Annotated in this window: 26 protein-coding genes; 10 read left to right on the forward strand and 16 right to left on the reverse strand. The window is 43.7% G+C overall.

Annotated elements, in window-relative coordinates; translation table 11 throughout:
- Together DK846_RS17730 and DK846_RS12790 are read left to right on the forward strand one after the other, a co-directional pair.
- On the forward strand, positions 1-991 hold a 991-nt coding region (locus DK846_RS17730), incomplete at its 5' end, for a hypothetical protein (RefSeq protein ID WP_181391773.1).
- The gene (locus DK846_RS12790; protein ID WP_146201220.1) at positions 988-1353 is read left to right on the forward strand and encodes a hypothetical protein; all 366 of its coding nucleotides are present in this window, start codon (positions 988-990) and stop codon (positions 1351-1353) included. The genes DK846_RS17730 and DK846_RS12790, both read left to right, overlap by 4 nt.
- A 230-nt stretch (positions 1354-1583) precedes the next feature.
- Here the strand turns inward: DK846_RS12790 and DK846_RS12795 are convergent, their stop codons facing one another.
- On the reverse strand, positions 1584-3422 hold the full coding sequence (locus tag DK846_RS12795) for a methyl-accepting chemotaxis protein (protein WP_109969359.1): 1839 nt from the start codon (positions 3420-3422) through the stop codon (positions 1584-1586).
- 297 nt (positions 3423-3719) lie between these two features.
- Entirely contained in the window at positions 3720-4424 is a 705-nt protein-coding gene (locus tag DK846_RS12800; protein ID WP_109969532.1) for an epoxyqueuosine reductase, read from the reverse strand.
- Between the two features lie 165 nt (positions 4425-4589).
- Between DK846_RS12800 and DK846_RS12805 the strand changes: the two genes are divergently transcribed.
- Together DK846_RS12805 and DK846_RS12810 are read left to right on the forward strand one after the other, a co-directional pair.
- Positions 4590-5024: a MarR family winged helix-turn-helix transcriptional regulator gene (locus DK846_RS12805; RefSeq protein ID WP_109969360.1), complete on the forward strand. Its 435-nt coding sequence runs from the start codon at positions 4590-4592 to the stop codon at positions 5022-5024.
- A gap of 2 nt (positions 5025-5026) precedes the next feature.
- Entirely contained in the window at positions 5027-5860 is an 834-nt protein-coding gene (locus tag DK846_RS12810) for a DUF169 domain-containing protein (RefSeq protein ID WP_109969361.1), read from the forward strand.
- 110 nt (positions 5861-5970) lie between these two features.
- Here DK846_RS12810 and DK846_RS12815 read toward each other — a convergent pair whose 3' ends face one another.
- A complete protein-coding gene (locus DK846_RS12815; RefSeq protein WP_109969362.1) occupies positions 5971-6855 on the reverse strand; it encodes a 4Fe-4S ferredoxin in 885 nt (294 codons plus the stop codon).
- A gap of 100 nt (positions 6856-6955) precedes the next feature.
- Here DK846_RS12815 and DK846_RS12820 point away from each other — a divergent pair, with 100 nt between their 5' ends.
- A complete protein-coding gene (locus tag DK846_RS12820) occupies positions 6956-7375 on the forward strand; it encodes a winged helix-turn-helix transcriptional regulator (RefSeq protein WP_245926549.1) in 420 nt (139 codons plus the stop codon).
- 3 nt (positions 7376-7378) lie between these two features.
- Positions 7379-7969: a DUF2115 domain-containing protein gene (locus tag DK846_RS12825; protein ID WP_109969364.1), complete on the forward strand. Its 591-nt coding sequence runs from the start codon at positions 7379-7381 to the stop codon at positions 7967-7969.
- Positions 7970-7980: 11 nt separating this feature from the next.
- Here DK846_RS12825 and DK846_RS12830 read toward each other — a convergent pair whose 3' ends face one another.
- The 7 genes from DK846_RS12830 to DK846_RS12870 all read right to left on the reverse strand — a co-directional run bounded on the left by DK846_RS12830 (position 7981) and on the right by DK846_RS12870 (position 15224).
- Complete coding sequence (locus DK846_RS12830) at positions 7981-8838, reverse strand: type II CAAX prenyl endopeptidase Rce1 family protein (RefSeq protein ID WP_146201221.1); 858 nt, start codon at positions 8836-8838, stop codon at positions 7981-7983.
- 227 nt (positions 8839-9065) lie between these two features.
- Positions 9066-9644 (reverse strand): putative immunity protein, encoded by a 579-nt coding sequence (locus DK846_RS12840; RefSeq protein WP_146201222.1) that lies wholly within the window; start codon positions 9642-9644, stop codon positions 9066-9068.
- 17 nt (positions 9645-9661) lie between these two features.
- Positions 9662-10831, reverse strand: coding sequence for an ABC transporter substrate-binding protein (locus tag DK846_RS12845; protein WP_109969368.1), 1170 nt, complete (start codon positions 10829-10831; stop codon positions 9662-9664).
- A gap of 937 nt (positions 10832-11768) precedes the next feature.
- The gene (locus tag DK846_RS12855) at positions 11769-12857 is read right to left on the reverse strand and encodes a 4Fe-4S binding protein (protein WP_109969370.1); all 1089 of its coding nucleotides are present in this window, start codon (positions 12855-12857) and stop codon (positions 11769-11771) included.
- 200 nt (positions 12858-13057) lie between these two features.
- Entirely contained in the window at positions 13058-13363 is a 306-nt protein-coding gene (locus DK846_RS12860; RefSeq protein WP_109969371.1) for a hypothetical protein, read from the reverse strand.
- A 12-nt stretch (positions 13364-13375) separates the two neighbouring features.
- The gene (locus tag DK846_RS12865) at positions 13376-13633 is read right to left on the reverse strand and encodes a hypothetical protein (RefSeq protein WP_109969372.1); all 258 of its coding nucleotides are present in this window, start codon (positions 13631-13633) and stop codon (positions 13376-13378) included.
- A gap of 178 nt (positions 13634-13811) precedes the next feature.
- The gene (locus tag DK846_RS12870; RefSeq protein WP_109969373.1) at positions 13812-15224 is read right to left on the reverse strand and encodes a hypothetical protein; all 1413 of its coding nucleotides are present in this window, start codon (positions 15222-15224) and stop codon (positions 13812-13814) included.
- Between the two features lie 177 nt (positions 15225-15401).
- Between DK846_RS12870 and DK846_RS12875 the strand changes: the two genes are divergently transcribed.
- On the forward strand, positions 15402-16037 hold the full coding sequence (locus DK846_RS12875) for a class I SAM-dependent methyltransferase (protein WP_109969374.1): 636 nt from the start codon (positions 15402-15404) through the stop codon (positions 16035-16037).
- Between the two features lie 9 nt (positions 16038-16046).
- On the opposite strand, the gene DK846_RS12880 is transcribed toward DK846_RS12875, so the two are convergent.
- From DK846_RS12880 to DK846_RS12895, 4 genes are all read right to left on the reverse strand, one after another.
- Entirely contained in the window at positions 16047-17807 is a 1761-nt protein-coding gene (locus tag DK846_RS12880) for a PAS domain S-box protein (protein ID WP_109969375.1), read from the reverse strand.
- A 144-nt stretch (positions 17808-17951) separates the two neighbouring features.
- Complete coding sequence (locus tag DK846_RS12885) at positions 17952-18491, reverse strand: ferritin-like domain-containing protein (protein ID WP_181391774.1); 540 nt, start codon at positions 18489-18491, stop codon at positions 17952-17954.
- Between the two features lie 147 nt (positions 18492-18638).
- The gene (locus DK846_RS12890) at positions 18639-19895 is read right to left on the reverse strand and encodes a serine/threonine-protein kinase (RefSeq protein ID WP_109969377.1); all 1257 of its coding nucleotides are present in this window, start codon (positions 19893-19895) and stop codon (positions 18639-18641) included.
- A gap of 12 nt (positions 19896-19907) precedes the next feature.
- Entirely contained in the window at positions 19908-20771 is an 864-nt protein-coding gene (locus DK846_RS12895) for an FHA domain-containing protein (protein ID WP_109969378.1), read from the reverse strand.
- 64 nt (positions 20772-20835) lie between these two features.
- Between DK846_RS12895 and DK846_RS12900 the strand changes: the two genes are divergently transcribed.
- A complete protein-coding gene (locus DK846_RS12900) occupies positions 20836-21063 on the forward strand; it encodes a hypothetical protein (RefSeq protein WP_146201224.1) in 228 nt (75 codons plus the stop codon).
- Between the two features lie 14 nt (positions 21064-21077).
- Positions 21078-21404, forward strand: coding sequence for a hypothetical protein (locus tag DK846_RS12905; protein WP_109969380.1), 327 nt, complete (start codon positions 21078-21080; stop codon positions 21402-21404).
- Between the two features lie 140 nt (positions 21405-21544).
- On the opposite strand, the gene DK846_RS12910 is transcribed toward DK846_RS12905, so the two are convergent.
- Positions 21545-22117 (reverse strand): flavodoxin family protein, encoded by a 573-nt coding sequence (locus DK846_RS12910; RefSeq protein WP_109969381.1) that lies wholly within the window; start codon positions 22115-22117, stop codon positions 21545-21547.
- Positions 22118-22311: 194 nt separating this feature from the next.
- A complete protein-coding gene (locus DK846_RS12915; RefSeq protein ID WP_181391775.1) occupies positions 22312-22920 on the reverse strand; it encodes a tetratricopeptide repeat protein in 609 nt (202 codons plus the stop codon).
- Positions 22921-23113: 193 nt separating this feature from the next.
- Between DK846_RS12915 and DK846_RS12920 the strand changes: the two genes are divergently transcribed.
- Positions 23114-23716 (forward strand): hypothetical protein, encoded by a 603-nt coding sequence (locus tag DK846_RS12920; protein ID WP_109969383.1) that lies wholly within the window; start codon positions 23114-23116, stop codon positions 23714-23716.
- Positions 23717-23732 lie beyond the last annotated feature (16 nt).

Genomic DNA, 23732 nt, shown 5'->3' on the forward strand with positions numbered 1-23732 from the left:
GCTCCAGGGGTCATCAAGCAGAGGACATCACTATGAGGGTCTTCTCACGAAATGTCCTGCTGTTTCGGTCTGTGACCGGACGCTCGTTGTGGATGAGAGCGGAACGACTTCTGCTCACCGGAGAGCAAAAGCCTATTCCTGGGATGATCAGGTGTACCAAGCCTGGAAGTATGGAGGAGGATGCTGGCTTGACAGAGATGACCCGCCTTCTGATGATAAAACCAGTCCTGGTGATCATGATGGGAATGATCTGAAGAATGTTCATGAAGAATTCGGAACTGCTGATGGTTGCGGGCTGACTGCAGAATGTTCTGCAACGAATTCGGGTTCAGATTGCACATCAGATCAGGAATTAAATAATAATAATAATTTTTTATGTACTTATTACGGAATAAGAGAAGATACAGAGAGCAGGAAAGATGATCATGAATGTGATTGTGTCTCTTCATCTGAAAATTGCAGATCCGTAATTAGGGATCAGGATCATCGTTCTGATGAATTATTAACGCCTGATTGTAAAAATACAGAATATAATAATTGCACTGATTTCAGCAACTCATTTGCAACTCCTCAAAATGAGCCCGGTTTGTCAGAACGTTCGGCAGCGTTCTGCAATGGACCGTCAGGATCTTTGAAGGTGAGAACATCTGAGTTCTGTGAGATTGACCGGGGTTTTGGTCAGGGCCCGTGTGACTGCTGTGGGTCAGAGTGGGTACATTACCAGGAGAGGATGACCCGGGAACGGCTGGCTGCTCCTCCCCGGATGAACAGGAAGATCTGCAGATCATGTTTTGAGAAGGCGAAACGTGATGAGGCAGCATCGTTCAGGGCTCTTCCCGGTGTGATTGATCCGCTTTCACTGGTGAGGCTGAATTCTGATATCGGACGATGCCAGGTATGTGATACGTTCAAGGCAACATGGCACGATTCAGATTCCGGGGTTGCAGTTTGTGATTCATGCCGGTCCAGGATTCTCCGGGAGGGATCATGATTTCTCCGGTGTTTCGGTTTCACCTGCCTCATCTCTTCTGGTTCTTGTTCGGCTGCTCTGTGCTCTGGAAGGTTGGGAGGCTGAAGCCTGATCCGGTTACAGAGCAATTGAGGGTGATCATCGACGGTCCGGGTGAGATCGGGAGGATATCCCGGAATGATGCCCGGGCGGTATTGGATCGGGAAGAGGGGATAGAGATAGAACCCGGGGGAACGGTAGGGTTATCGCTGTCCGGTAGAGGGGTTGTGATCGAGATTCCGGGAGAAGGTGGAGGAAGGTTTGTAGCGGTTGCTATGAAGGTTTGGAATATGCTGGAGAAATGGCCGAGGAAGAAGGCAGCGTTGTTTGAGGGTGGTTATTAACCAATGCGAGTAAACCCACAGTTGACAGGGAAAATAAGGCTCTGACATGCAGGGCCACGAAGGATGGATAAATGCTGATACTCCTGATGATAAAAAAAGGATGCCCCTTGTAATGAACGTATTTCTTTGTTTCCGGACCCTCTAATCGAGAGCAGCAAAAGGGTCCGGCCAGGGGTTTTCTAAAAAACCAAATTTGAAGCAATATACCGGATTTATACCAGGATATGCATTTAAAATTTAAATTGGATCATCTCTGATGATATCTCTTCTACATCACGAGTGACAGAATGCATCGCCTGAGAAATCTGTGAGAGAGATGAAGAGATCTCTTCGGTTGCAGCTGAAGAATCAAGCGACTGGCGAAGAGTACCACTTAATATTTTTGCTACTTCATTCACATTTGCAGTAATCTCTTCAACTGATGCTGCCTGCTCTTCTGATATCGAAGCCATATCAGTCACCTTCTGACTGATATTCTTAATCGATTCAACATTACTATTGAACACCTTGATTGTTTCAGATAACGTCTGATTTCCCTTTACTACATTCTCTGTTGAATAACTAACCGCTTCAGCAGCTTTATGTGACTTATCCTGCAGATTTCTAATCATATCAGAGATATTTTCTGCAGACTGGCGTGATTCCTGAGCAAGCGATTTCACTTCAGAAGCCACAACAGCAAACCCCCTCCCTGCTTCTCCTGCACGTGCCGCTTCAATTGCTGCATTTAACGCAAGAAGGTTTGTCTGATTCGCGATATCAGATATTAAATTGACGATCTTTCCAATCTGATCCATCTGGTTCTTGATATCCAAAACGATGCTATCGACGTGCTCGGAAGATTTGGTAATCTCAGCCATTGCCTTTTCAGTATTTTGAACGAGGTGGATTCCAGCAATACCCATCTCTTCAGCTGATGTTGACATTTGAGCGATATTTTGGCTGCTAACTGCCAGATTCGAGACAGTAACTGAGAGATCTTCCATAGCACTGAGGATCTGCTTCACACCCTCTTCTCCATCCTCTGCATTCTTACTCAGTAGATTCGAATTATCAGCAAGGAGCCCGGTTCCACCAGATACCTGTTCAACACTGGCGTTTACCTCTTCTGCATTAGATGTAATACTCGTGATCTTGGTCTGGAAAAGCCGTAAAGGATTCGTAAATATATCGAGCATCTGATTTATACCACTGCAGATCTCAAAAAAGTCCCCGGCATACTCTTTTTCATTCGTTCTTGCAGTAAGATTTCCTCCTTTTGCAATTTGAATCACATTGATAATATCAGATAACGCCTTCTTCTGATGGGTCAGATCCTCAATTACTGTCATCAAAGATGGTTTTCCATTGTATTGTATTCCAGCAAGAGTTACATGACAGTCAATAATTGTTCCATCAAACTTCTGGTGAATCCAGTCAAATGATACAACATCTCCAGACATCGCCTGCTTTATTTTTTCGGGTGCCAGTTTTTCAGATGGTATGCCATCTTTTTGAAATTGAGGAGACAATATGGCAGGAGGTTTTCCGTTAAAAAAGTCTTTGGTTTTTGCACCAAAGAGATGAACTGCAGCCGCATTTGCTTCTACAAAAACGCCGTCGGTGATAACAAGCATTGCATAGGGGGTATTATCAAAAATTATCTGCAAATTTTTTTGTGATGCCTGAAGTTCTGCTTCTTTTACCTTCTGGCTCGTAATATCTTCAAAAGCAACCATAAGTGATGGATTACCGAGATATTCAAATAATTTCAGATTAACTCGTGCGAAAAATGATTTGCCATCAAGTGTCTGGTGTTCCCATTCAAATATTTCATGCGAGCCTGAAAGGGCCCGTTTTATTATTTCCCCGGCAGATTCATCAGATGAGCGTCCATTTGGCTGAACAGGAGGAGAAAGTATGGCCGGAGGTTTACCGATAATATCTTCAGGTTTTTTTGCGTTAAATATGTTTAGAGCAGCCTTATTTGCATCAATAAAAACTCCATTCGTAATGATTAGCATGGCATACGGAGAAATATTAAAAATCACTCTCATATTCGAATTGGGTTCAATTTCTGCACTTGTCATAGACTGTCATCACCTTGAATAAACTCTCGGATATTATCGAGATTAGTTTGATGCTATATATAGAATCGTATCAATTTTTAATTGAAAATTGAGGATTTTCATTGGGATGAAGTAAAATATCCTGAATCACCTTTTACAAGAGAGGACGACAGTTGAGTATGCCAAACAAGGTGCAAATAAGGGAGACTGTTCTCACTCAATTATAAGCAAATTTTCAAAGAACTTCCAATTCAAGCAGATAAAGTGATTGTGAATGTTACTCCTGTGACTCTCAGCGGGTGCACTATCAGTACCTGGTTATTGCATGAATGTACACGACAAGGGACAGGCTCTGATACACATCCCACACCGGAGTCCTCCCAGGGTCTTGAACATATATTCAGCACACAATTGCCTGGAAATGGTCCCGGATGGACTGATCGCCTGCACCGGACAGGCCCGGATACAGGCATCACAATCCTTGCACGAGGGGTGAATAAAATGTTCAGACCGGGAATCAGGTTTCAATTTGGCATCGGTGAGGATTGCAGAGAATCTGACCCGGGACCCATACGTGTCAGATATGAAGAGATGGTTCTTTCCAAATGATCCAAGTCCGGTAATATAGGCCGTGTATTTCATGGAAAAGTCAGCCATCAGGGTCTCTTTATTTGCATACCAGTACCCGAACTCACTCCCTTCACTTGGCGCAATACTGGCAAGGTATCCTTCCTGCTCCAGTTTTCTTGCTACCTGATATGCCATAATCCTGAGTGTTGCTGTTCCTGCCATGAGGGTATTGGTATACTCTGCCCGACCTTTGGGAAGAGGGAGAAACGCTCCTCTTGGAACAGGTATACCGATGAGGATGACAGTGTTCAGAGTATCTGAAATTTCTGCCGGGTTATTGCCCTGGTATTTCGAATCGCCAAATGCCTGAATATCTGCAAAACCGATAAGTTCAGCTCCTGATTCCAGGGCCATGGATCTGATCGTATCTGTAAGGTGAGTATTGTATTCCATAGAATTCATGCAATGTAAATTGGAGAGAAAATTATTTGGTTGTTCATAAGGATTTCTGGGTCAGACAGGGAAAATATGGTACCTTTGCTCGTATTTCAAATACTTCACCTCTTCAAATTGTTGACCCACCACCATCATATACTTTGTTGACTCATCAACTATTGTATGAGAGATACGGACGGGCCGTTTGGAAAGTATGTGTCACTTGCATACTGGCTTATCCAAAAACGATTGAACATCGAACTTAAGGGATTTGGGATAAAGATCACCCAGTATTCAATCCTCAGATATCTCTACAAGCATGATGGTTCCAATCAGGAGCAGATTGCCGGGGATCTTGAGATAGACAAAGGTCTCTGCTCACGTGAGATCAGAAAACTTGAGGACGCAGGACTCATCACCAGGACTAAACACCAGTCAGATAACAGGCAGTGGATCTGCACACTCACAGAATCCGGGCTTGCCCTCAAACCAGATCTTATCAGGATTGGAGAACAGGTCAATGATAGTGTTCTGGGTGGATTATCATCTGAAGAAGAAGAGGCCCTCTATACTCTCATCAAACGTGTCATTTCGAATATGGACACTGGAGAAGACTGATAATGGCTATCATTAGCAACGTTGCCAAAAAGGCTGGAATACAAACCGAACCGGTCGCGATCGTGTGGAGCGATACAAAACCTGAACATGCACTAGAGATACGGCCTGGAACCTGGGCATGTCTCATGTGGTATTACGCCAAGGCTGTCCTTGATGGAAAGATTACCGCATTATCCAGAAATGCATATGGTTGTGTCGGAGGTGCCATAGGTATTGGTTTCGGCCGCCCGTTTGAGCACCATTCTTCAGGAAGTGAAGAGAATTTCTGTTGTTTCCTCTCAAATGGAAGGGAGGGATGCAGAGATACGAAGGCCTATGATGCCCGGCTTGAGACTCTCACAAATCCGCACCAGAAAGAGATGCTCAGGAATGGAGAGAGGATAAAGAAGAACCCGGCAGTTGCAAAAGAGTTTCTCAATTCATTGCCTGATTATGATGTTTCAACAGAGTATGTTCTCTTTAAACCGCTCTCTCTCACAGACCCCGATGAAACAATAAAAAGTGTCATCTTCCTGGCAAATCCTGACCAGATATCCGGTTTATCAATTCTTGCGAACTATACCCATGGTCAGATTACTAACAGAGTCGTTGTTGCAGCCGGCGCTTCGGGATGCCAGGCATTTGGAGTCTGTACATATGATGAAGAAACGTCAGAAAATCCCAGGGCTGTTGTCGGGCTTACCGATCTGATGGCACGGAAAGCTGTGCGAAGGACACTGGGATCTGACAAGTTCACGTTTTCAGTTCCATACAAGTTGTTTCTGGAGATGGAAGCAAATGCCCCGGGAAGCATACTTGACTCTGAACTCTGGATAGAACTCAGAGATAACTCCTAAACCTCTTCCTAATATGTAAAACATTTTTAATCAACCTGTGGGATAAAAGGAATGAGAAGTGATTGATCCTCAAGTGTCGGGGAGAGTCCATGGACTGATGAATGAGCCCATCAGAGAACAGAGGGGATCACCGGGTTTTTGGACTCACACGGCACTGCACTCTGGCATAACCCGCATACATATTCATCAAACCCGAATTCCTTTCTCATGTAATCCTTTCCCGGACCAAAACAATACTCCCTGCATCTCATTTTGTCATGTCCTTTAGAAGTGACAGCACTGGCAGGACACCGTTTTATGCAACCTTCACATCTCCCTTTTGCATAATGCAGGCACCAGGCATGGTGATCAGTATACTCTCTTTTTGTAGGAGGAATGACTACCTGTGCTATAACCGAGCCGCAGATAACTGCTTTTCCCTTTCTGGTAATAAGCCCGTCACAAAGCCCAAATGTTCCATGACCACTGACATAGGCTGCATGGCGTTCAGACCAGGCTGATGCCAATCCATACCGGGCTGAGATCTGTATAATCTTCGAAGGAGGCACTGCTGCCAGGATACCGATTTCTTCTAACTTTAAAACCAGATGTGCCGTTAATGCATCCTGAAAGGTTTCACTATAATATTTGGTTCGGGCTCCACGTTCAGATGGGAAATCCGTTTTACGCCGGTTATCCAGTTTGGTCTGCTCTGAAATCGGAGATATCCAGCTGATGATAGTGAGATCATCAGCACATGCTGAACTATCAGGGAACGAACCATGAAAAAACTCAATCGGAGTCATATATGGTGAACCAATGTCCTCTTTGAAAAAATCATACAAAGGGTCTCCACCATTTGAAAACCCAACCAGGGGCCCATCAAAGATTCTCTCGTGATGCTCAAACCGGAGACTGTTCTCTGGAGAATTCAGGTGAAAGTCTTCTATTATCTCTATAATCCATGCAGCCAGGTCTTGTGTGTGGACCGGATTGTGATGATCATGTGATCTCATATTCTTCCATAGTGGTATACTAAGGATACCACTTTAAGCAGGCAGACACCAAAACTATACTATGCCAGTATCCTGTTCCAGACCACAGGAAAGGAAACCCATGGAACCCGCTGTGGCATACAATATCTGCCCGATCCATGCTACAATCAATGTTCTTGGAAAGAAATGGACAATACTCATTCTCCGTGATATTGCACTGCGAAAAATAAACAGGTTCAACCAGATTAAGCGATCCCTGCCAGGTATCACCTCACGGGTTCTGATTCTCCGGCTCCAGGAGCTTGAAAAGACAGGTTACATCAGGCCTGACCTGATAAAAGACAAGCCACGGGTCGTTGAATGGCAACTTACAGAAAAAGGACTTGATACCATCCCGGTTCTATTAAGTATTCTTGAATTCGGCGTAAAATGGTGTGCGGACGATGTCTTTGAAGATCACAAGCCACGAACCATGAAAGAATTGTATCCATCCCTCTATGAAAACACGGAATCCGTGCGATTTCAAAGTACGGAGTCATAAATAATGGATGAAGATAAAGATATGGCCGTTATCGTTGAAGTCTCGGAGCATCTCTCCCGGGCCAGAACGAAAGGAGAACTTGGAGAGATTTTGAGTACAGAGATAACCAGGTACACGCTCCAGGATCTCCAGGTAATCGGAGGAAGACTTCATACCGAACTCATTAGGCTTCCCAGATCGTACCGCGAGCAGGTAGGCCCATACCTGACCGATCAGATCCTGGGAGGATATCACCGCTTATTGACATTTCAGCGGTCAGGCAGGTTTAAAACCATGTCAAACCCGATCCAGGATCTTGAGACATTCAACGCATTCTGTAAAATAATCCCGACCGGGTGTACACAATGGGATGATACTTCGAGCAGGATGCCAATCCCGTATACTCTCAGACACCGGCTCTTTTACTATCTTATTGCTGCATTTACGATGTTTATTCTTGAAGAACCAGGACATCCGGTTGGAATGCCATTTCCGGGCGGATTCAAAGTGGAGGATAGAGATGGGGTCTTTTATTGCCTGATAAGAGACAAAGAAAAAGAGGTTCCGCACTCACTATGCAATTTCTGCCCGGCTGTTCAGTCTGAAAATGATTGAACCGGGCAGATTCAATACCCAAACAGAAACCGGGTCATGTCAACAAACCAATGAAATCCACAGGCCGATGGCAGCCCTTTATACAATTGAAGCAGGCAGAGGGGAAGTCCAAAGAAGACTGAGGTCAGAATAGCCATACTGATTGCCATACCCGGATTGCTCACAAATAGATCTGGAAGATGGTTCAGACTATGAGGAATAACCCCGATGCACACAACAGTGAGACAGACCCATCGCTCTGAACTCTTTGCCCGGAGCAACGAAAAGACCAGGATTAATGGAAACAACCTAAAGATGATCTCTTCTGAAAGGGCTGGGTTACATGCCAAAATAAATGCAGATATGACATGTGAAAAGGGTTGCAATCCACTGGTGAAGTAAAAATACGTAAGATTGAGAGTGGCGAATGGAACTGAAATGATGATTCCAAAGAGGATGAGCCATGCTATACTTCGAGGTGGCTGCTGAAAGGTTTCAATCGATTTTCCTGACCTGGTACGAATCAGAAGCACTGCAGATGTATAACAGACCAGGACCAGTATCCCGGTGAGTACTCCATCAGTCAGGCTATCGTTCATGAAATAATGACTTGTCCCACTGATTGTTCCAAGGAACAATCCGGTGAAGAATTCCCGGTTCTTTATTGCAAACCGGGATTGCGCAAGAATGATGAAGGCTCCAATTCCTAAAAGAAGTTCAGTCAAGGACCATATCCGGGAGGTCAGGTTTGAGTATTGAAAAGGAAAGGACCAGTCCAGGGGCAGGAGAATATTGAGAATATACAGGCCTGCATATCCAAAAACCATGAGTAGCAGAACAATCCGGCCCTGGTATTGATGCTTTTTTTCAACTCCAGGGTAAACAACCATGTACCTGGTTCATCCATACTGATAGAAAACTATTCCGTTCATACAAGCCACCCACAGAAACCGGACCCGGGATCCATATTTCAAAAAAATTCCTGGAGAGAACTCCGGGATGGATCAAAAACCCGGTTAGAATCTGTACGTCAACACAGATTTGTAAATGAGAAGCGTGAAAGAAAGAGAGAGAGAGAGAGAGAGAGAGAGATTGAATAATGTTCTATTCCCTTTGTTTACGTATCATCCGGTAACCCAAGACCTTTTCTCTTCACCTGCATTGTCTGGATTACGAGGATTGTTATATCCTCCGGCAGTTCAGAACATAATTTGCTAATCTGCCAGGCTTTCTCATCTTGTACCTGATTACCTGCCAGGAGGACAGCCTTTTGAGCATACAGGGCTGCTCCAACGCAATGGTCTGCCATGTGGCCTGTTGCCACCCCCTGTCCGATTGATCGCACAACTGCGGATGCAACAGGATCGGTAATCGTTTTTGCAAACCTGTGAACGTTCCGTGATGCCACGATAAGATCACCGGTTAAGCAGGCTCCCCGTGACCATTCGCGGGCATAATGTATTGCCTCGTTTAAAACCGGTTCCGGTTCCCTGCCATAATACGGCAATACATGCTCAAAGCAGGTTATGGCCCATTTCATGAGTTTTCTGTGATTTTCTGGTGAGAGATTGCCCCCTCGATGAATGGCAACAAATCGTTTGTCTCTCAATGGCTTCCCTGTACTATGTTTACATAAGATACCGGTTCCAGAACGTTGAACATGATTTTCCTCATCCTGGTTATCAATGAAACTCACGATCTCCAAAAAAGTGGTTAGGGATTTGGAACCTTTTCAGGCACATTGTTGTCAACCTGTGTCAGACTTAGCCCATCTGTGTATATGAGATGAACAGATTTTTTGGGTATTGCTGTTCCGTTGACATACGAGATTAATCCAGTCACCCCGGAATAGTCATGTATCTGGTTTATTCCTTCTCTCAGATCTGTTCCAAGGTCATTATTTCCTGCTGCCCTGATTGCTATCATGACAGCATCATATCCAAGTCCGGCAAATGGGGTTGGTTCAGTTCCATATTCAGATATGTAATCAGTTTTAAAATTCTGAATCTCGGAACTGATATTTTCTCCACCAAAATATGCATGAGTGGTGTAATAGACATCCCCATCAGTATCAAGAACAGCATTGGAGAGGTTCTTTGTATCAAAAGAATCTCCACCAATGATTGGCACTTTATTTTGTCCATGGGCTGTCTGTATTACACCGGGAGCATCTTCAGGTCCTACCGCAATGTAGTAGAAATCAGGCTGATTCCCTGATGAGAGGTTAGAGAATACATCAGAGACATTTGTCTTTGGATGGATGGGAACCTGCGATACAATTGTGCCCCCGAGTTCTGTATACCGCTCAGAGAAATATTGTGCCAGCAGGGTAGTGTATTGCATATCAGTGTCGTACACCACAATACACGTGTGATATGACAGATTTTGGTATGCATACTCAGCAGCCATGGCCCCCTGGGCATTATCACCAAAGCATGCCAGATACAGATAATCAGGCACTTGTTCAGGGAGTTTTGGGGATGTTGCTCCTGATGTGATGAAAGGTATGTGATGTGCAGCTGCAACCTGTGCTGCAGGAAGGACCATATCAGTATCTGATAATCCAATAAGAACAGGCACTGATTCATTGGCAATGAGATCTTCGGTCACTTTTCTGATAGTTTCTGGATCAGATGCTCCATCCTTTACAATAACATCAACTTTGACACCATCGATTCCACCCTTTGCATTGATTAATCGCTCTGCTGTGAGTGCCCCTTGTGAAGAAGGAATGTCAAGGTTTGCCTGAGAACCATTCAGGTTATAAATTGCTCCTATTTTAAAGACGTCAGGGTTTGAGGTTGCCTTTTGATCTGCCAGGCCAATCTGGCCGGATAGACAGAGTAATACCCATAGTACAAGCACATATCTCCACCGATTCATACAGTATCATTCTATTCAAATGAGTTAAAAACTTCGGGATTTATCCTGAAAATGCTCTGCATTTTTATATGCTGGCCAGATGAGGATCCCTATAATTTTTGAGATATATAAAAAATCGAAACAGAAAGGTCAGAAAGCATGGATACATATGCAGATTATTGAATAGGTGTACCGGTTTTCATGCTCATGGTTTCAAAAAATCAGACCTATCTGATGGTAAGGTCAATATCACAACCAGAGTTCACCGGGATTTGCCTTTGATACCAAACTCCCGTTCCTGTCTGGAGAGTTTTAATCCAATGGCATCATTGAGTTCAGACAGAGTTGTATCCCTATCCTTTTTTACGTATTTTCTGTTGTATAAGCAGTCATTTAGCCTTTCCTGTTGCGACTTTTTTCCAGAAGAGCAAACCCTGATCATTCTGTAAAACATGAACAGGACAACCCCGATAAAGATTATGATAAATACGTAAAAAATCGTTTTCAGTCCGAAAACCGGTAACAGGATTGACCCAATGACGTCGCCATCCATATGTATTTTAGTGTTCGTTATTCTATAAAAATGTAAATATTAAAGAGGAGACAAGGGGATTGTGGGTTGAATGCTTATTAATCGGCCTTATTGGAACACTTGATGCAGTAATATCGGTCGCTAGTTCCTGTTATTTGTTTAGATCTGGAGGATTTCACCATGGTTTTCAAGAACAGGTTTTTTTCTGACTGACCTGGTCATGTAATAACGATTGTATGAAATCCGGATGTAAAAACACGTCTTTTTATCCAGTTGCTCACAAAATCATGATTTTTCTCATAGTGGACAAATTGGAAATTGAATTTACAATTTGTCCAAACATCATATCAGAATTTAGATAATCCATGAATATCTTAAAAACAGTCATGGGCATATAAGGAGAACAAAAAGATAAGGAAAAATGAGTTACTTTGCCTTCATTGCATGGAAATCATAATCAGGAACATAATTTTTTATCTCGTTTAACTTGATGCTTCCCGGAACTGTTACCGGGATATCCATCATCGTATAGAAATCCTCAAGGCTCATTCCGACATAGGTTGCCCCTTCCTCAATTGTCATGGATCCTTTAAGATCAATCAAATTCAGGTAATTGCCCCCCTGCTGAACACTCTCCAACGATGGAACCGTGACCTGCATAAGGCCGACAGTATTGAGTAGTGCAATCGCACCAAGGAAAATACACACAGTACCAACTACAAAGAGCAGGGATTGAACCTTTTTCCCGGCAAAAGTCATAGAAATTACAGGTGTTTTAGATGGGCAGACCTCTACACACGTGGTGCATCCGACACACTCGGTGGTATTCTTTACTGTCTTTCTCCCTGGATCAATCCCCATAGGGCAGGACTTGGCACATTTCCCACATTCCATGCAGTCAATCCGGGTAACTTTTGTCGGACTAATCAGTGAAAAAATACCAAACATGGCACCAGCCGGACAGAGATATTTACAGAAAAAGCGGGTATTCACAAGTGACACCAGAAGGACAACAACAAGGATAAAGAGTCCAATCCCATTTTCATTGAGAATTTCCGCCCCAGACCAGATATGAGCATATGCAACATAGGGATCATATGGTGAAATCCATATTGAAGCGGTAATCCAGGCCATGGCTATGACAATCACGAGGATAATGTATTTCAGTACCCTGAGTAGAAGATCATATTTTTCCGAAACTGAGAAATGTTTAGGATATATCTTCCCGATAAACTCAAAAATGGCTCCAAACGGACATATATTCCCGCATATAGCCCTGCCGAAAATGATGGTAAACCCAAGCGACAGAAACAACAGGGTCATTGTTCCTGAGAAGAGTTTTTGGAGATTCGCATGTCCTGACATCCACACCTGCAGATTTTCAAGCCCTCCAAGAGGACAGATTGCATGAACTGACGGAAAGACGTTACCGAGCGTGATATGCAGGTAATTGAGGATCAGGGAAGCGACCACGATGATCCCAAGAATAGCCCATCGGATATATCGTACGTTCATGATACTACTATATTCAATAACCCATGACCCAGGATGGGGTATTTCAGAGAAAAAACCTGATATCTACATCTCTGGAGATAAACGAATCATATCAGATCGCTCTTTTCCAGCCGAGTATTCTCATCATTTTTAGAATATGAATTGATACTCTCTTTTGTTCCTTATTAACTCATTGGTAATAGGGTTAACCTAAAAAAGAATCAGGGGTTGAACCGGCAGCCATGTCCCTGGCCACCATAACCATTCCCGGTCTGACCGGATCTCATTCCGGTTCCATCACGGAGTGGTGTCCCGTTGTTTGGGCAGTCATCGCGAAGACAGGTTCCATTCCCATACCCGCCATACTGTCCACCTGCATTCTGGTACGCCTGTCCACCATACTGATTGCCGGTTCCATCCTGTGGACCAGCCTGTACTGCCCCGGAGACCGGGAGGGTCACGGAAAGGATTACCAGAGCCGCGATAATACTGATTCCTACAAATCCAAGCGTTTTTTGTTTCATCATTTCACCAATCTTTTACTGAAACCCACCCTTTCCGTACTGGACTCCGGTTCCATCACGTGGTTGAGTCTGGTCATATGGGCAGTCTTGTGGGCAATCAGGGTTAATGCAGACACCTGTGCCAGCTGATCCGGACCCACTGTGTACCATCATTCCATTACCTCCCTGTCCGGCTGCTGAAACCGGCAGGACAAACATCAGGGCAATGAGGCCCACAATGAGGACTAACGCTATTGTTTTCATAATTCCCTCTTCACCGCTTTTGCGGTGCATAGACATACAATATGCACAATGTCATATAAAGGGCAAAAATGAGCCTGGTTATTCCCCTGAACCTGGAGGTTACCGGGGGATGGAATGCAGATAAAGAAACCAGTGACTATTTGGATAAAAAGAGAGAAAAACGTCAGGAAACGAAATTAACCATCGAAATATCCTGAAAAAAGGATGATTAGGGGGTTATTTTCATAGCCCGGTCATACACAAGTTCACTCCATGCCGGACTAACGCCGGTTTCAGGCTCTACATACGCCCGGTATCCAACAAAACAAGGCTCATCAGGTTCTATTCCTGAAACCCCTACTCCGGATTGTATAACAGAGGTTGTGTTTTTGCCATCATCGTTCCGGGATATTTTTGCTACATAGAGGTACTTTGCATTCGGATTATTTGGCAAATATTCTTCTGCAGATCCCGTATAATCCTTATTTGAAATACCGCCGATCCCGTTGAGTGCCCAGTCTCCGTAAAGGCCGAAGTTTGCATAGGTTGCCTTTCCTGTTGCAGCATGGTTCACACCATATACAATAATCTCTTCACCCGGTTTATCGCCCAGAGTTGTTTCGGTGGTATTGAGATAGACGGTATCCCTGCTTTCTCCAAGTACATCGATTCCCCGTTGAATGGCATCATATCCGTCAAAAAGCCAGACCTTTGTGGTTAGATCTTCCACATGATCTGTTCCGTGCCTGGCTATGATGGCTGCCCTGAGTTCTTCCACATCCTTCATCAGGTTTAGTTCCCTGGTTTCTCCCGTCCCCCGGGGAATAAGATTTGGAACATCATAATAGTCAGGTTCAGATTCATTTTCAGGAGTCAACCGGTATACAATGCCGGGTGTACTGTTCATGTAGGCATCTCCTTCAGTCTCATTGTGAAAGAGTGCAACCCGGTGCAGGGAGTTTATTGTATCTGTTTTGCTGTCAAGCCCTAAGTGGACCAGCGGTCCGGGAACCGTCAGGGTATGAATAATATTTTCAGGATAACCAGCCGAAAGAAGAGCATCACGTGCTTTCTGGTCTGCATGTTTATCTGCAGTTAATATCACGATAATTGGCTTTGAGAAAACGCCAGACTGATACGCTGGTTCAGCTTTCAGCCTATCCAGATTGATCGTATCTTCAAGACTTGCATACACCCTGCGATGCTCATCAGTATCAGGGAAGTACCTGACGCTCAGGAAATCAGCATAACTAAAATATTCACATTCCGGGGGAGTAACACCGACATAGACAAAAGCCTCATCAGGCCTCATATGGAAATCAAGCCATAACCCGGCATTGTCCGGTTCAATAGCTGCATCAGAAAGAGAATTATTACCGGTCTGTCCGGGAGCTTTTGGAACCTTAAACGTCATATATGGCGCTGTTGGATTATTTCCATAGCAGGATGGAGATATACCAGCATTATACATGCCCAGGACATCCACAGTCTCCATTTTCCCGTCATTCACTTGAAATCCTGCATTTTCAAATGCCTGGATGGTGGCATTTTTGGTGACAGGTATTGTATCAGCCAGAGCAGGAACAAGCAATAATGTGGTTAATACAAAAAAAATGATGACATTTTTTAGAAAATTGCTCATTTGTAGAGTTTTTAAGTTCGTTGAATATATAGATATTGTGAAATTGCCAGGGCTTTCTGTAGTTCTATGTGATTATACTATTCCAGGGTCGTTGATCTTTTCATCACTGTGAGAAGATACACAATCATAGTGGGGAGAAACTCACAACTGTTTTAAAAACCACAATACTATTACATTATGTCTGAATTTTTTGAAAAAAGAGCGATAGTCTGGGATAAGGATCCAAGACGTGTTCTGATGTCAGAGGCCATTGGTAAAGCAATGGTTCACAGGATCAACCCTGAAAAAACAGATATTCTTCTGGATTATGGAACCGGGACCGGTGCCATCGCATTGCAATTTGCAAAGTTCGTGAGAAAAATTATTGCTGTTGATTCAGCAGAGGCTATGCTTGATGTTTTGAAAAAGAAACTCACAGATGAGAGGGACACAATTATTGAACCACGGCACTGGAGCATAGAAGATGATATTACCATTCTGCCACAAGTAGACATTATTACATCCTCTATGGTCCTACATCATATCAAAAATACTGAACAGGCAGCCCGGGTCTTTTACTCACTTATAAAGCCTGGAGGAAGAATAGCGATCGCTGACCTAAAACCTGATGATGGTGAATTTCATGAACCCGGAATTGCAGAACATGACGGATTCTCGCAAAATTTCCTGGCCGACCTATTCAGATCTGCAGGTTTTTCAGAAATCGAGTTTGAAGATATTGTTACGATCAGTAAAACAGGTTCAAAGACAAAAACTGCACGTGATTTCACAGTTTTTCTGATGACAGCAACGCGAGAACATAAAGTCTCGTAAATAATATCCTTATTTGGGACTGATCTGATAATATTTCCTGATATAATTCAGGACTTTTTCAGACTCGCTCCACCTTTGATCGAGTTTTGTGATACTGTCTGATATTTTATCAACCTGTTTCTGAACAACCTGACTCTTATCTTCAGTGAGATAAATATCAGCCAGCGAAATAATGATAGACAGAGGATTTCTGATATTATCATTCAGAAATGCCATTTGAGCGAGATTACGCTGGATCTGATCAAGAAGTTGATTCTTCTCCTCTTCAAGTTTCTTTTTATTTGTAAGATCTTCACCTGAAGAGAGTGTGCCAAGGGTCTGACCTTCCGGAGTTCTTATAAGAGTATTTACCCATGAAACCGTGATTATTTTATTTTCCCGGGTAATAATCTCATTTTCATTTGAAAAGTACATTTCACCGGTAGAATGAATGATATTCTGAAACACCTCTTTGGTGGACTCTATCATTTCAACAGGAATAAACGTATCAAACCAGTTGAGCCCAATGATATCATCAACAGATGCACCAAGCATTTCTGCCCCTTTCCGGTTGATAAGGACGATGGTTCCATCACGGGAAAGGACGATTATCATGACTTCAGCTATATTGAGATATTGTTCGGCACGGTCACGTTCTATCCTGATAACCTCTTCAATCCGTTTCTGCTCAGAAATATCAACAATACTCCCGATCATCCGGGTTGGAGTTCCTGATTCATCCCATGAAACCACGGAACCTCTGTCCATCACCCATTTCCAGGACCCGTTCGAGGTCCTAAGCCGGGTTTCAACTCTCCATCGACTGGTGCTGCCAGAAATATGCTCATGCAGTGAGGAAAGAACCCGTTCACGATCTTCCGGGTGTATTCGTTTCTCCCAGGAATCAAAGACTGGTTTAATATGTTCTTCTTCAAGGATTTTGGCAAATGCAGGGCTGTAATACACTTCCCCGGTCTTCATATTCCAGTCCCAGAGACCATCTGAAGTTGCATTCATAGCGAGCCTGAATGTCTCTTCACTTGCTTTAAGTTCCTCTTCCATCAGTTTTTTGTCAGTCACATCAGTGGATATCGAGACAACCTCATGGGAAGGAAGCCTGAACAAAGAAGTGTCATAATATCTCATTCGACCATCAGGTGTCTTAACTTCAGCCTGGTAGAGAACAGGTTCTGTTCCTTTGTGTACTTCTCGTAGTCGTGAAACCAGATCGGGTGTATGGATAACAGTGCCGATATCATCCAAAGTCCTGCCAATAACATCTGATTTTTGTTTGTTTTCGTACTTGAGAGCAGTGGAGTTGATATCTTTAATCTTATAATCAACGTCCTCCTTTCCATCACCAGTTACTTCATAGATAGCAGCCCCACTGGGCATTGTATCAAAAATCCCCCGGAAGAGGGATTCTTTCTCTTGCAATCGTTCTCTACTTTCTTTATTCATCTGGGAAAGAATCGTGATGACTGAGGCTATTATAATAAAAATGAATACTCTGACTAATGCTTGGAAAACAACATCAAAATCCTGATAAAATAGAATAATAAGAGAAAAATAGATCAACGAAAGAAGAACTGAAAAAACAAACCCACGCTTTTGATAAAATGTACAAGCGATTAAGATCGGAAAGTAATAGAGATTTTGGAAAACAATGGATATTCCCATCTGCAGGAAATAGAGGCTGATTCCAAGACACAGAAGGGTAGAAAATACCAGGGCTACAAAAGGCAACTGTCTGAAATCAAGACTACCCGGGGTGATATCAGGTTGGGACATTATAGACCTGTATTCTGAAAGCCTAGAGTAGAACTTACTTTGAGATCATTTAGGTTTGACGGTTTTATGATCACACCAAACCTAACAGGATCCGGGTTAAAAAAGTCGAAATAATCCAGGATGCGGTGATAATTATTGGAAAAATTAAGAGAGTTGTTTGGTAAACGCAGCCAGATGGTTTTCAGATCCACTCTTGAGATTTTCGTACACAGTCTTCAGATCCTCTCTGGTTGTGTTTGCAATTGCTCTATCAAGATCTGCTATGTCCTGTTCCTCAATCTTCACACCAGCGCTCAGAGCATCTACTAGTGATTTATTGCCAAGTTCTTTTAATGAGGCAGAAAAATCCTGAATTTCCGTTGGAGCGCTACCGGGTGTAAGGTTATACCGGTCCAGAAGGAACTTCACCGATTGGGTATGAGTTGTTTCGGACTGTGCTATGTTGTCAAACACCGGCAGGGAATACTTTTCGGACCATTCAGCATAGAGATCATGGCTCATCTGTTCTTCGCTGTGCATGAAACGCAAATCAGCAATTTCAATCTCTGACAGGTTATAATCCAGAGGGTCTGGAATGTTCAGAAGATTTCCTCCTTGTATGCCGCCATATCCCTGTGCCGATACTGATGCCGGGAGAATGACTGCAATGGTTAAAAGACCAATGAGTAACTCAATTTGTATCAAACTCTTTTCACCTCCGATGATGCCGAAGAAACCATACATCATAGAAGTATTAAAATGAAGGAGTCTGATCCAGTTCCCCCCGAATAATGAGGTTACCGAGGGGAGTATACCATTACAATACTACAAATTAGTACTTTTCACTCTGATTCAGTTGAGTATGTGATCCAGATCTTCCAGAAGTGCCTTTGCAGATAAATATCTATCACCGGGGCTGGATGCCAGGCATTTCTGGATAATCGGGAGAATTTCAGCACCTTTTCGCTGTAAAAAAACCGGCTCCTTTCCTGAAGGAATGGTTGCTTTGCCTGTCAGAAGCTCTGAAAATACCATCCCGATCTCCCAGATATCAGTGCCATACCCACAGTCCGGTGCCTGTTGATGCTGCTCTGGTGCTGCATATCGTGGAGAAAACCCGGATATAGACCACCGGGATGGGCCTGACCTTGCAAGCCCCCAGTCGGTCAATTTCACAGATCCATCGCTTGTGAGCAGGATATTTGAGGGTTTTATATCACAATGAGCCACTCCCCGCTCATGGGCATAAACCAGGGCTGATACAAGGCTTCTGACGATCTGCAGTCCCCTGACAACATCTACTGGTTTTTTAATATCTGCAAGAGTTCCGGGCAGGTATTCAATTTCAATATAGGGAACAGGGAGTATGTTTGCTGATAACACCGCTGCAATATGCGGGTGATCGAGATCTTTCCACACACTTATCTCCTGCATAAACGACATCCCGGTCTTTTCATCAACCCTGCGTGGAACTTTGACAACTACTGCAAGATTATCAGAGATCCGTTCTGCATACCAGATGATACCAACTCCTCCTTCCGTTAGGATCCTGACATTTCTGTACCGGTTTGCTGGAAGAGGAAACGGCAACGGTGTTAAGGTTTTTTCAGATCCCTCAAACGGGTATCTGTTCCTGACAAGTTCGGTCACCCCGTACATTCCGAGAATAAACGAGAGTCCCAGTGAACCATAGACCAATAAAGGGAGCGGATACGTAAACTGAAGAAGATTAGCATACTGCCTGACAAAAAAGAGAAGACAGAGTATCAGAGTCGAGGAGATGATCAGGCCAAGCCCGACTGACATAATAAGATGCCATGAAAGATACCACTTAAGCAGCATGACCAGATGCAGGACAATAAGCAATGAAAAGAAGATATACATTACAGGAAGAGACACATTCGCCGCATTACCCATCCCTGCATTTCCTCCATGCTCCATCTCTCCACCCATACCTCTATTTCCATGTTGTACAGGAGTAGATAATAGAAGGAGTATCACGACCACGTACAACCCGGCAAGTATCAGATTGAGAGCCCGGATTACCTGATTGTGTAACTCAGGTTTTGTTTTGATAGTTTGAGATCCTGGAAAGATAGTGGTCTTCATGAAAGTAATTGATCAGGAATTTCCTGAGAGATATAAAAAGGCTGCTCCCAGAGGTCCTGGTGAGAGCTCAATAAGGTCTTCATTTTTTAGTGTTACAGGATCATGTGATACAGGTTTGCCATTGAGATATGTACCACCTTTGCTGTTACCATCCTCAAGGGTCCAGACACCGACCCTTTTTCGCAACCAGGCATGAGGCCGCGAAGCACGGCTTACTGACCGGTATTCATCTCCAAGAATGATTGCCGGTTCAGTGAAGAGAGCCTCCTCTGTCTCCTCACCTCTTCCAATCCGGTATAATTCGCTCTTTAATTCATACCTTCGTCCACTATCAGAGCCGTTGGTCAGGGAAAGAGCAGGTCCGGTTCCAGGAGAGATCTCCCGCAGTCCCTTCTTTGCAGCCTCAATCCTGTCAGAAAGGCCTGATATTCCTGATTCTGATACAGAGGAGAAAAGGGCAAGGTTGCGGGTGGCCTGATCCAGACCACCGGGAATGAGAGAGTAATAAAATACCGGCTGACCATGGTTTACCGGGTCATCAGATACCCCTATCTCCTTTCTGATCAGACCAAGAGAGAGAAGCCGGGTCAGATGTTTTTTGGTATTTTCATAACTCGTAGAGATCTCATGGGCCACCTGCCTGACGGTCCGGGGTTTGGTTCCCATGAAAGACAACATCTGAAGCCTGACCGGACTTGCCAGAACATCAAGGTATTCAGAGAGCTCAGCGATGAACTCAGGATCTGAACCTGAAAGGATCGTCCGATCTTGGGAATTTTCAGATGTCATATCAATCAGTTCCTTCTTGATTGGTCCTTTCATCATATCATCTCTACCCCTGATAACCTTCGGGTTTAGAGGGAGAACAGATCCCATTTTAGGCCTTGATATTGCAGGCTGAAGTATGTGTATCTATACACCGCCCAGGCGGAGATACATCATGAAAGCAATTGTATTAATCCTCATCGTGGGCCTTATCGCCCTCGCAACTGTTCTTCCGGTATCAGCAGCCGGACAGAATGGAAATGGACAGATGCTACAGAATGGTACAGGAACAGTTGGTACTGGTGTGTGTCCCAACCCCGACTGTAATCTTGCTGATTGTCCAAATAACCAGACTCCACCCAGAGATGGGACTGGAATACAGTATGGAAAATCTGAACAATAAAGAGGTTTGAGTTAATGAACAAAAGAGTCCTTGGAATTCTTGGAATTACTCTTATTTCTGTTCTGATCATTCTGATTATCGTCCTTCCGGCATCGGGTGTAGGTAATACAGGCCCGCGTGATGGAGTCGGTAACCAGGGTGGATATCATGCCCATCAGTATGGTTCTGGGCAGCAGAGTGGGTCCGGGACCGGATCCTGTATCAGTGAGAAATGCCCGCATTACGGGTCATCAGGTCGGGACGGAGCCCGCATGGAGTGTGAGGCATACGCTAACGGACATCGAAATGGTATGCATTCAGGATCAGAAAGCCGGGGGCATGGATATTCGATGAAAGGATAAATAATGTAAATAAAACTGGAATATGTAACTCATTGTTTATCTATACATTTAGAATATCATATGAACTATGCATCAGATAGTTCGCAAATCATCGGAAACCACATGATACCCCTGTCATCGCTATTGTTCTTCAATTATTTCTAAAATTGTTCTAAAGCCAACGATGAACCGAGACTCTTCATGGAAGAATGGAGATCTTCTCTTTCGTGTGCCGGTTTGTTTCGCATTCCGGCAACGACATACACCTCTTTAACATCAAATTCCAGTAGCTCAAACATCTTTTTCGTGTAATCAAAATACAACCGGAATAGATTTGAGTCAGGATTGCCTTGAGTAAATACAAGTATCAGTTTTTTTCCGGCTTTTTCTTCCTTGAAATACGGGGAGAACCGTGGAGAGAATTGTGCGAACAACCTATCGGTAAATATCTTCGCTTGTGCACTCATCTGTCCCATATAAACCGGTGAACCAAGAACAAGGGCATCGGCACACTCAATAGCATCATAAAGTATCTGCATATCATCGTTGATGACACAACCCCTATCGCTATTTTTACAATAAAAACAACCTCGACACGGAATGATGTCAAGATCATTGAAACACCAGGATTCAGTTTTGGCACCTTGTTCTTTCGCACCTTCGAGTATTTTGTGCACTGTCCAGGCAGTATTGCCCTCTTTTCGCGGGCTAGCAATAAATCCAATGATTTTCATTATACCTTCTTGAACCTTCTGAGAAATCTTATATCTCTGTCACTCTATTGTTTTCCGGTACCAATAAGGCTGAATTGCACTTGTAAGGGTGTACGCGAGTTCATCCCGAAATAATATAAGAAAGAGATACCAGGCAATACTATACACCTTTTTAAAAATTACCGGTATCATTAATGCTAATCCTTGTTCTCTGCTTATGCCGTACTACGTGAGAAAACCGCCCCATATCCTCCTCCCAGTTTCTGCCTGGCTTCAGCAAGTCCATTTTCGAGAGCCTGCCTATCCTCTGTTTCTGAATATCCGGTATCGTCGATCATCTCAATTGCTGTCTGAAACGCCTGTTCTGCAGCCTGATACTGCCCAAGGATCAATGAGACCCGGCCAAGACCAGCATATGCTGCCCATGCTGAATCTTCACCACCACACAAAGAGCTGGCTGTCTTATACGCGTCTATTGCTGATTGGTACCGTTTCGAACCTTCTAGTGCATACCCAAGACCCAACCAGGCATCATATGAATTTGAATCCAGATTGATTGCTTCTTCAAACTGCTTTTTAGCATCAAGAAATGATTCACTTGCAATAAGTTGATTACCTTTGGCTATTGATGATGAAACAGTCGGGATCTCCACATTAGTACCTGAAATATTTCTGGGAATGTAGAAATCAGGGAGAATACTGGTATCAGTCCGGTCAAGTACCCAGTCCGGAGCACCGAGCCAGCCCTGGGTATACCCCTCTTCAGCTAAAACGAGGGGAGCGATTGAAAAAATCACTGCCAGGAAACCGCAGATATAGAGCATTACACTCTCCATATAACCGATTTTAATTCTCGTTTTCTTATTATGCATAGGGTCACCTTGACGGGAAATGAGAAATACTTTCTACCGCCACTATCGTCACACAATATCGGGATTATATTCAAGAACAATTGCACAAATTTGTTATACTTCTACACCGAGGGGTCATTTAGTCAATGAGGGAGATGACAAGAATATGAAAAAAATGTTGGCAGTATTGATTCTGAACAGAACCAATACAGGATGGGTACTTCTCATTGCACTGATCATCATGATGATATGCACTATCCATGTTGCAGCATTGCCAACGGTCATGTTCCCACTCAAACCTTCCCCGATAACTGGCCCATACCAGGATGCTGAATTTCTTACTATTGCCAATGAGACAATCTACGGGTTATCTAATCAAACGATACCAAATGGCACAACCCTACGGGAACTCCAAACCACCCAGCAGAAACTTGCAAAGATGAATATCAGCCCTGATCTTTATCCACGTGCAAGGCAGATTAATGCATATCTCTATTACACATCAAAAGCCGGGGATGCATACTCAGATGCCATGAGTCTGGCAAGTAAGCCATATTCACCAGCATATACTGATAGTTCAGTAACCAGTGAAGCAAAAGAGTATCAAATTGCATCACAGGTTATCTGGAATCAGATCATGGATCTCTATCCAGGGGTTTCTCCATACCGGCTTGAAACATCGAAGACACCATACTCACCAAACGAAGATCCAACGTTCAAATGGCCGTATGATCCAGTGCAGACATATGCCATTGGTGACCTCTGGTAAATTCAGGTACCTTTCG

It is taken from the genome of Methanospirillum lacunae (assembly GCF_003173355.1).
Lineage (GTDB): Archaea > Halobacteriota > Methanomicrobia > Methanomicrobiales > Methanospirillaceae > Methanospirillum > Methanospirillum lacunae.

Coding starts and splice junctions, on each gene's coding strand:
- DK846_RS12790 (WP_146201220.1), top strand. CDS start 988: ATGATTTCTCCGGTGTTTCGGTTTCACCTGCCTCATCTCTTCTGGTTC.
- DK846_RS12825 (WP_109969364.1), top strand. CDS start 7,379: ATGGATGAAGATAAAGATATGGCCGTTATCGTTGAAGTCTCGGAGCAT.
- DK846_RS12910 (WP_109969381.1), bottom strand. CDS start 22,117: ATGAAAATCATTGGATTTATTGCTAGCCCGCGAAAAGAGGGCAATACT.
- DK846_RS12795 (WP_109969359.1), bottom strand. CDS start 3,422: ATGACAAGTGCAGAAATTGAACCCAATTCGAATATGAGAGTGATTTTT.
- DK846_RS12890 (WP_109969377.1), bottom strand. CDS start 19,895: ATGAAGACCACTATCTTTCCAGGATCTCAAACTATCAAAACAAAACCT.
- DK846_RS12830 (WP_146201221.1), bottom strand. CDS start 8,838: ATGGTTGTTTACCCTGGAGTTGAAAAAAAGCATCAATACCAGGGCCGG.
- DK846_RS12805 (WP_109969360.1), top strand. CDS start 4,590: ATGAGAGATACGGACGGGCCGTTTGGAAAGTATGTGTCACTTGCATAC.
- DK846_RS12905 (WP_109969380.1), top strand. CDS start 21,078: ATGAACAAAAGAGTCCTTGGAATTCTTGGAATTACTCTTATTTCTGTT.
- DK846_RS12855 (WP_109969370.1), bottom strand. CDS start 12,857: ATGAACGTACGATATATCCGATGGGCTATTCTTGGGATCATCGTGGTC.
- DK846_RS12880 (WP_109969375.1), bottom strand. CDS start 17,807: ATGTCCCAACCTGATATCACCCCGGGTAGTCTTGATTTCAGACAGTTG.
- DK846_RS12800 (WP_109969532.1), bottom strand. CDS start 4,424: ATGGAATACAATACTCACCTTACAGATACGATCAGATCCATGGCCCTG.
- DK846_RS12820 (WP_245926549.1), top strand. CDS start 6,956: ATGGAACCCGCTGTGGCATACAATATCTGCCCGATCCATGCTACAATC.
- DK846_RS12810 (WP_109969361.1), top strand. CDS start 5,027: ATGGCTATCATTAGCAACGTTGCCAAAAAGGCTGGAATACAAACCGAA.
- DK846_RS12870 (WP_109969373.1), bottom strand. CDS start 15,224: ATGAGCAATTTTCTAAAAAATGTCATCATTTTTTTTGTATTAACCACA.
- DK846_RS12860 (WP_109969371.1), bottom strand. CDS start 13,363: ATGATGAAACAAAAAACGCTTGGATTTGTAGGAATCAGTATTATCGCG.
- DK846_RS12815 (WP_109969362.1), bottom strand. CDS start 6,855: ATGAGATCACATGATCATCACAATCCGGTCCACACACAAGACCTGGCT.
- DK846_RS12900 (WP_146201224.1), top strand. CDS start 20,836: ATGAAAGCAATTGTATTAATCCTCATCGTGGGCCTTATCGCCCTCGCA.
- DK846_RS12845 (WP_109969368.1), bottom strand. CDS start 10,831: ATGAATCGGTGGAGATATGTGCTTGTACTATGGGTATTACTCTGTCTA.
- DK846_RS12920 (WP_109969383.1), top strand. CDS start 23,114: ATGAAAAAAATGTTGGCAGTATTGATTCTGAACAGAACCAATACAGGA.
- DK846_RS12875 (WP_109969374.1), top strand. CDS start 15,402: ATGTCTGAATTTTTTGAAAAAAGAGCGATAGTCTGGGATAAGGATCCA.
- DK846_RS12915 (WP_181391775.1), bottom strand. CDS start 22,920: ATGCTCTATATCTGCGGTTTCCTGGCAGTGATTTTTTCAATCGCTCCC.
- DK846_RS12895 (WP_109969378.1), bottom strand. CDS start 20,771: ATGGGATCTGTTCTCCCTCTAAACCCGAAGGTTATCAGGGGTAGAGAT.
- DK846_RS12865 (WP_109969372.1), bottom strand. CDS start 13,633: ATGCACCGCAAAAGCGGTGAAGAGGGAATTATGAAAACAATAGCGTTA.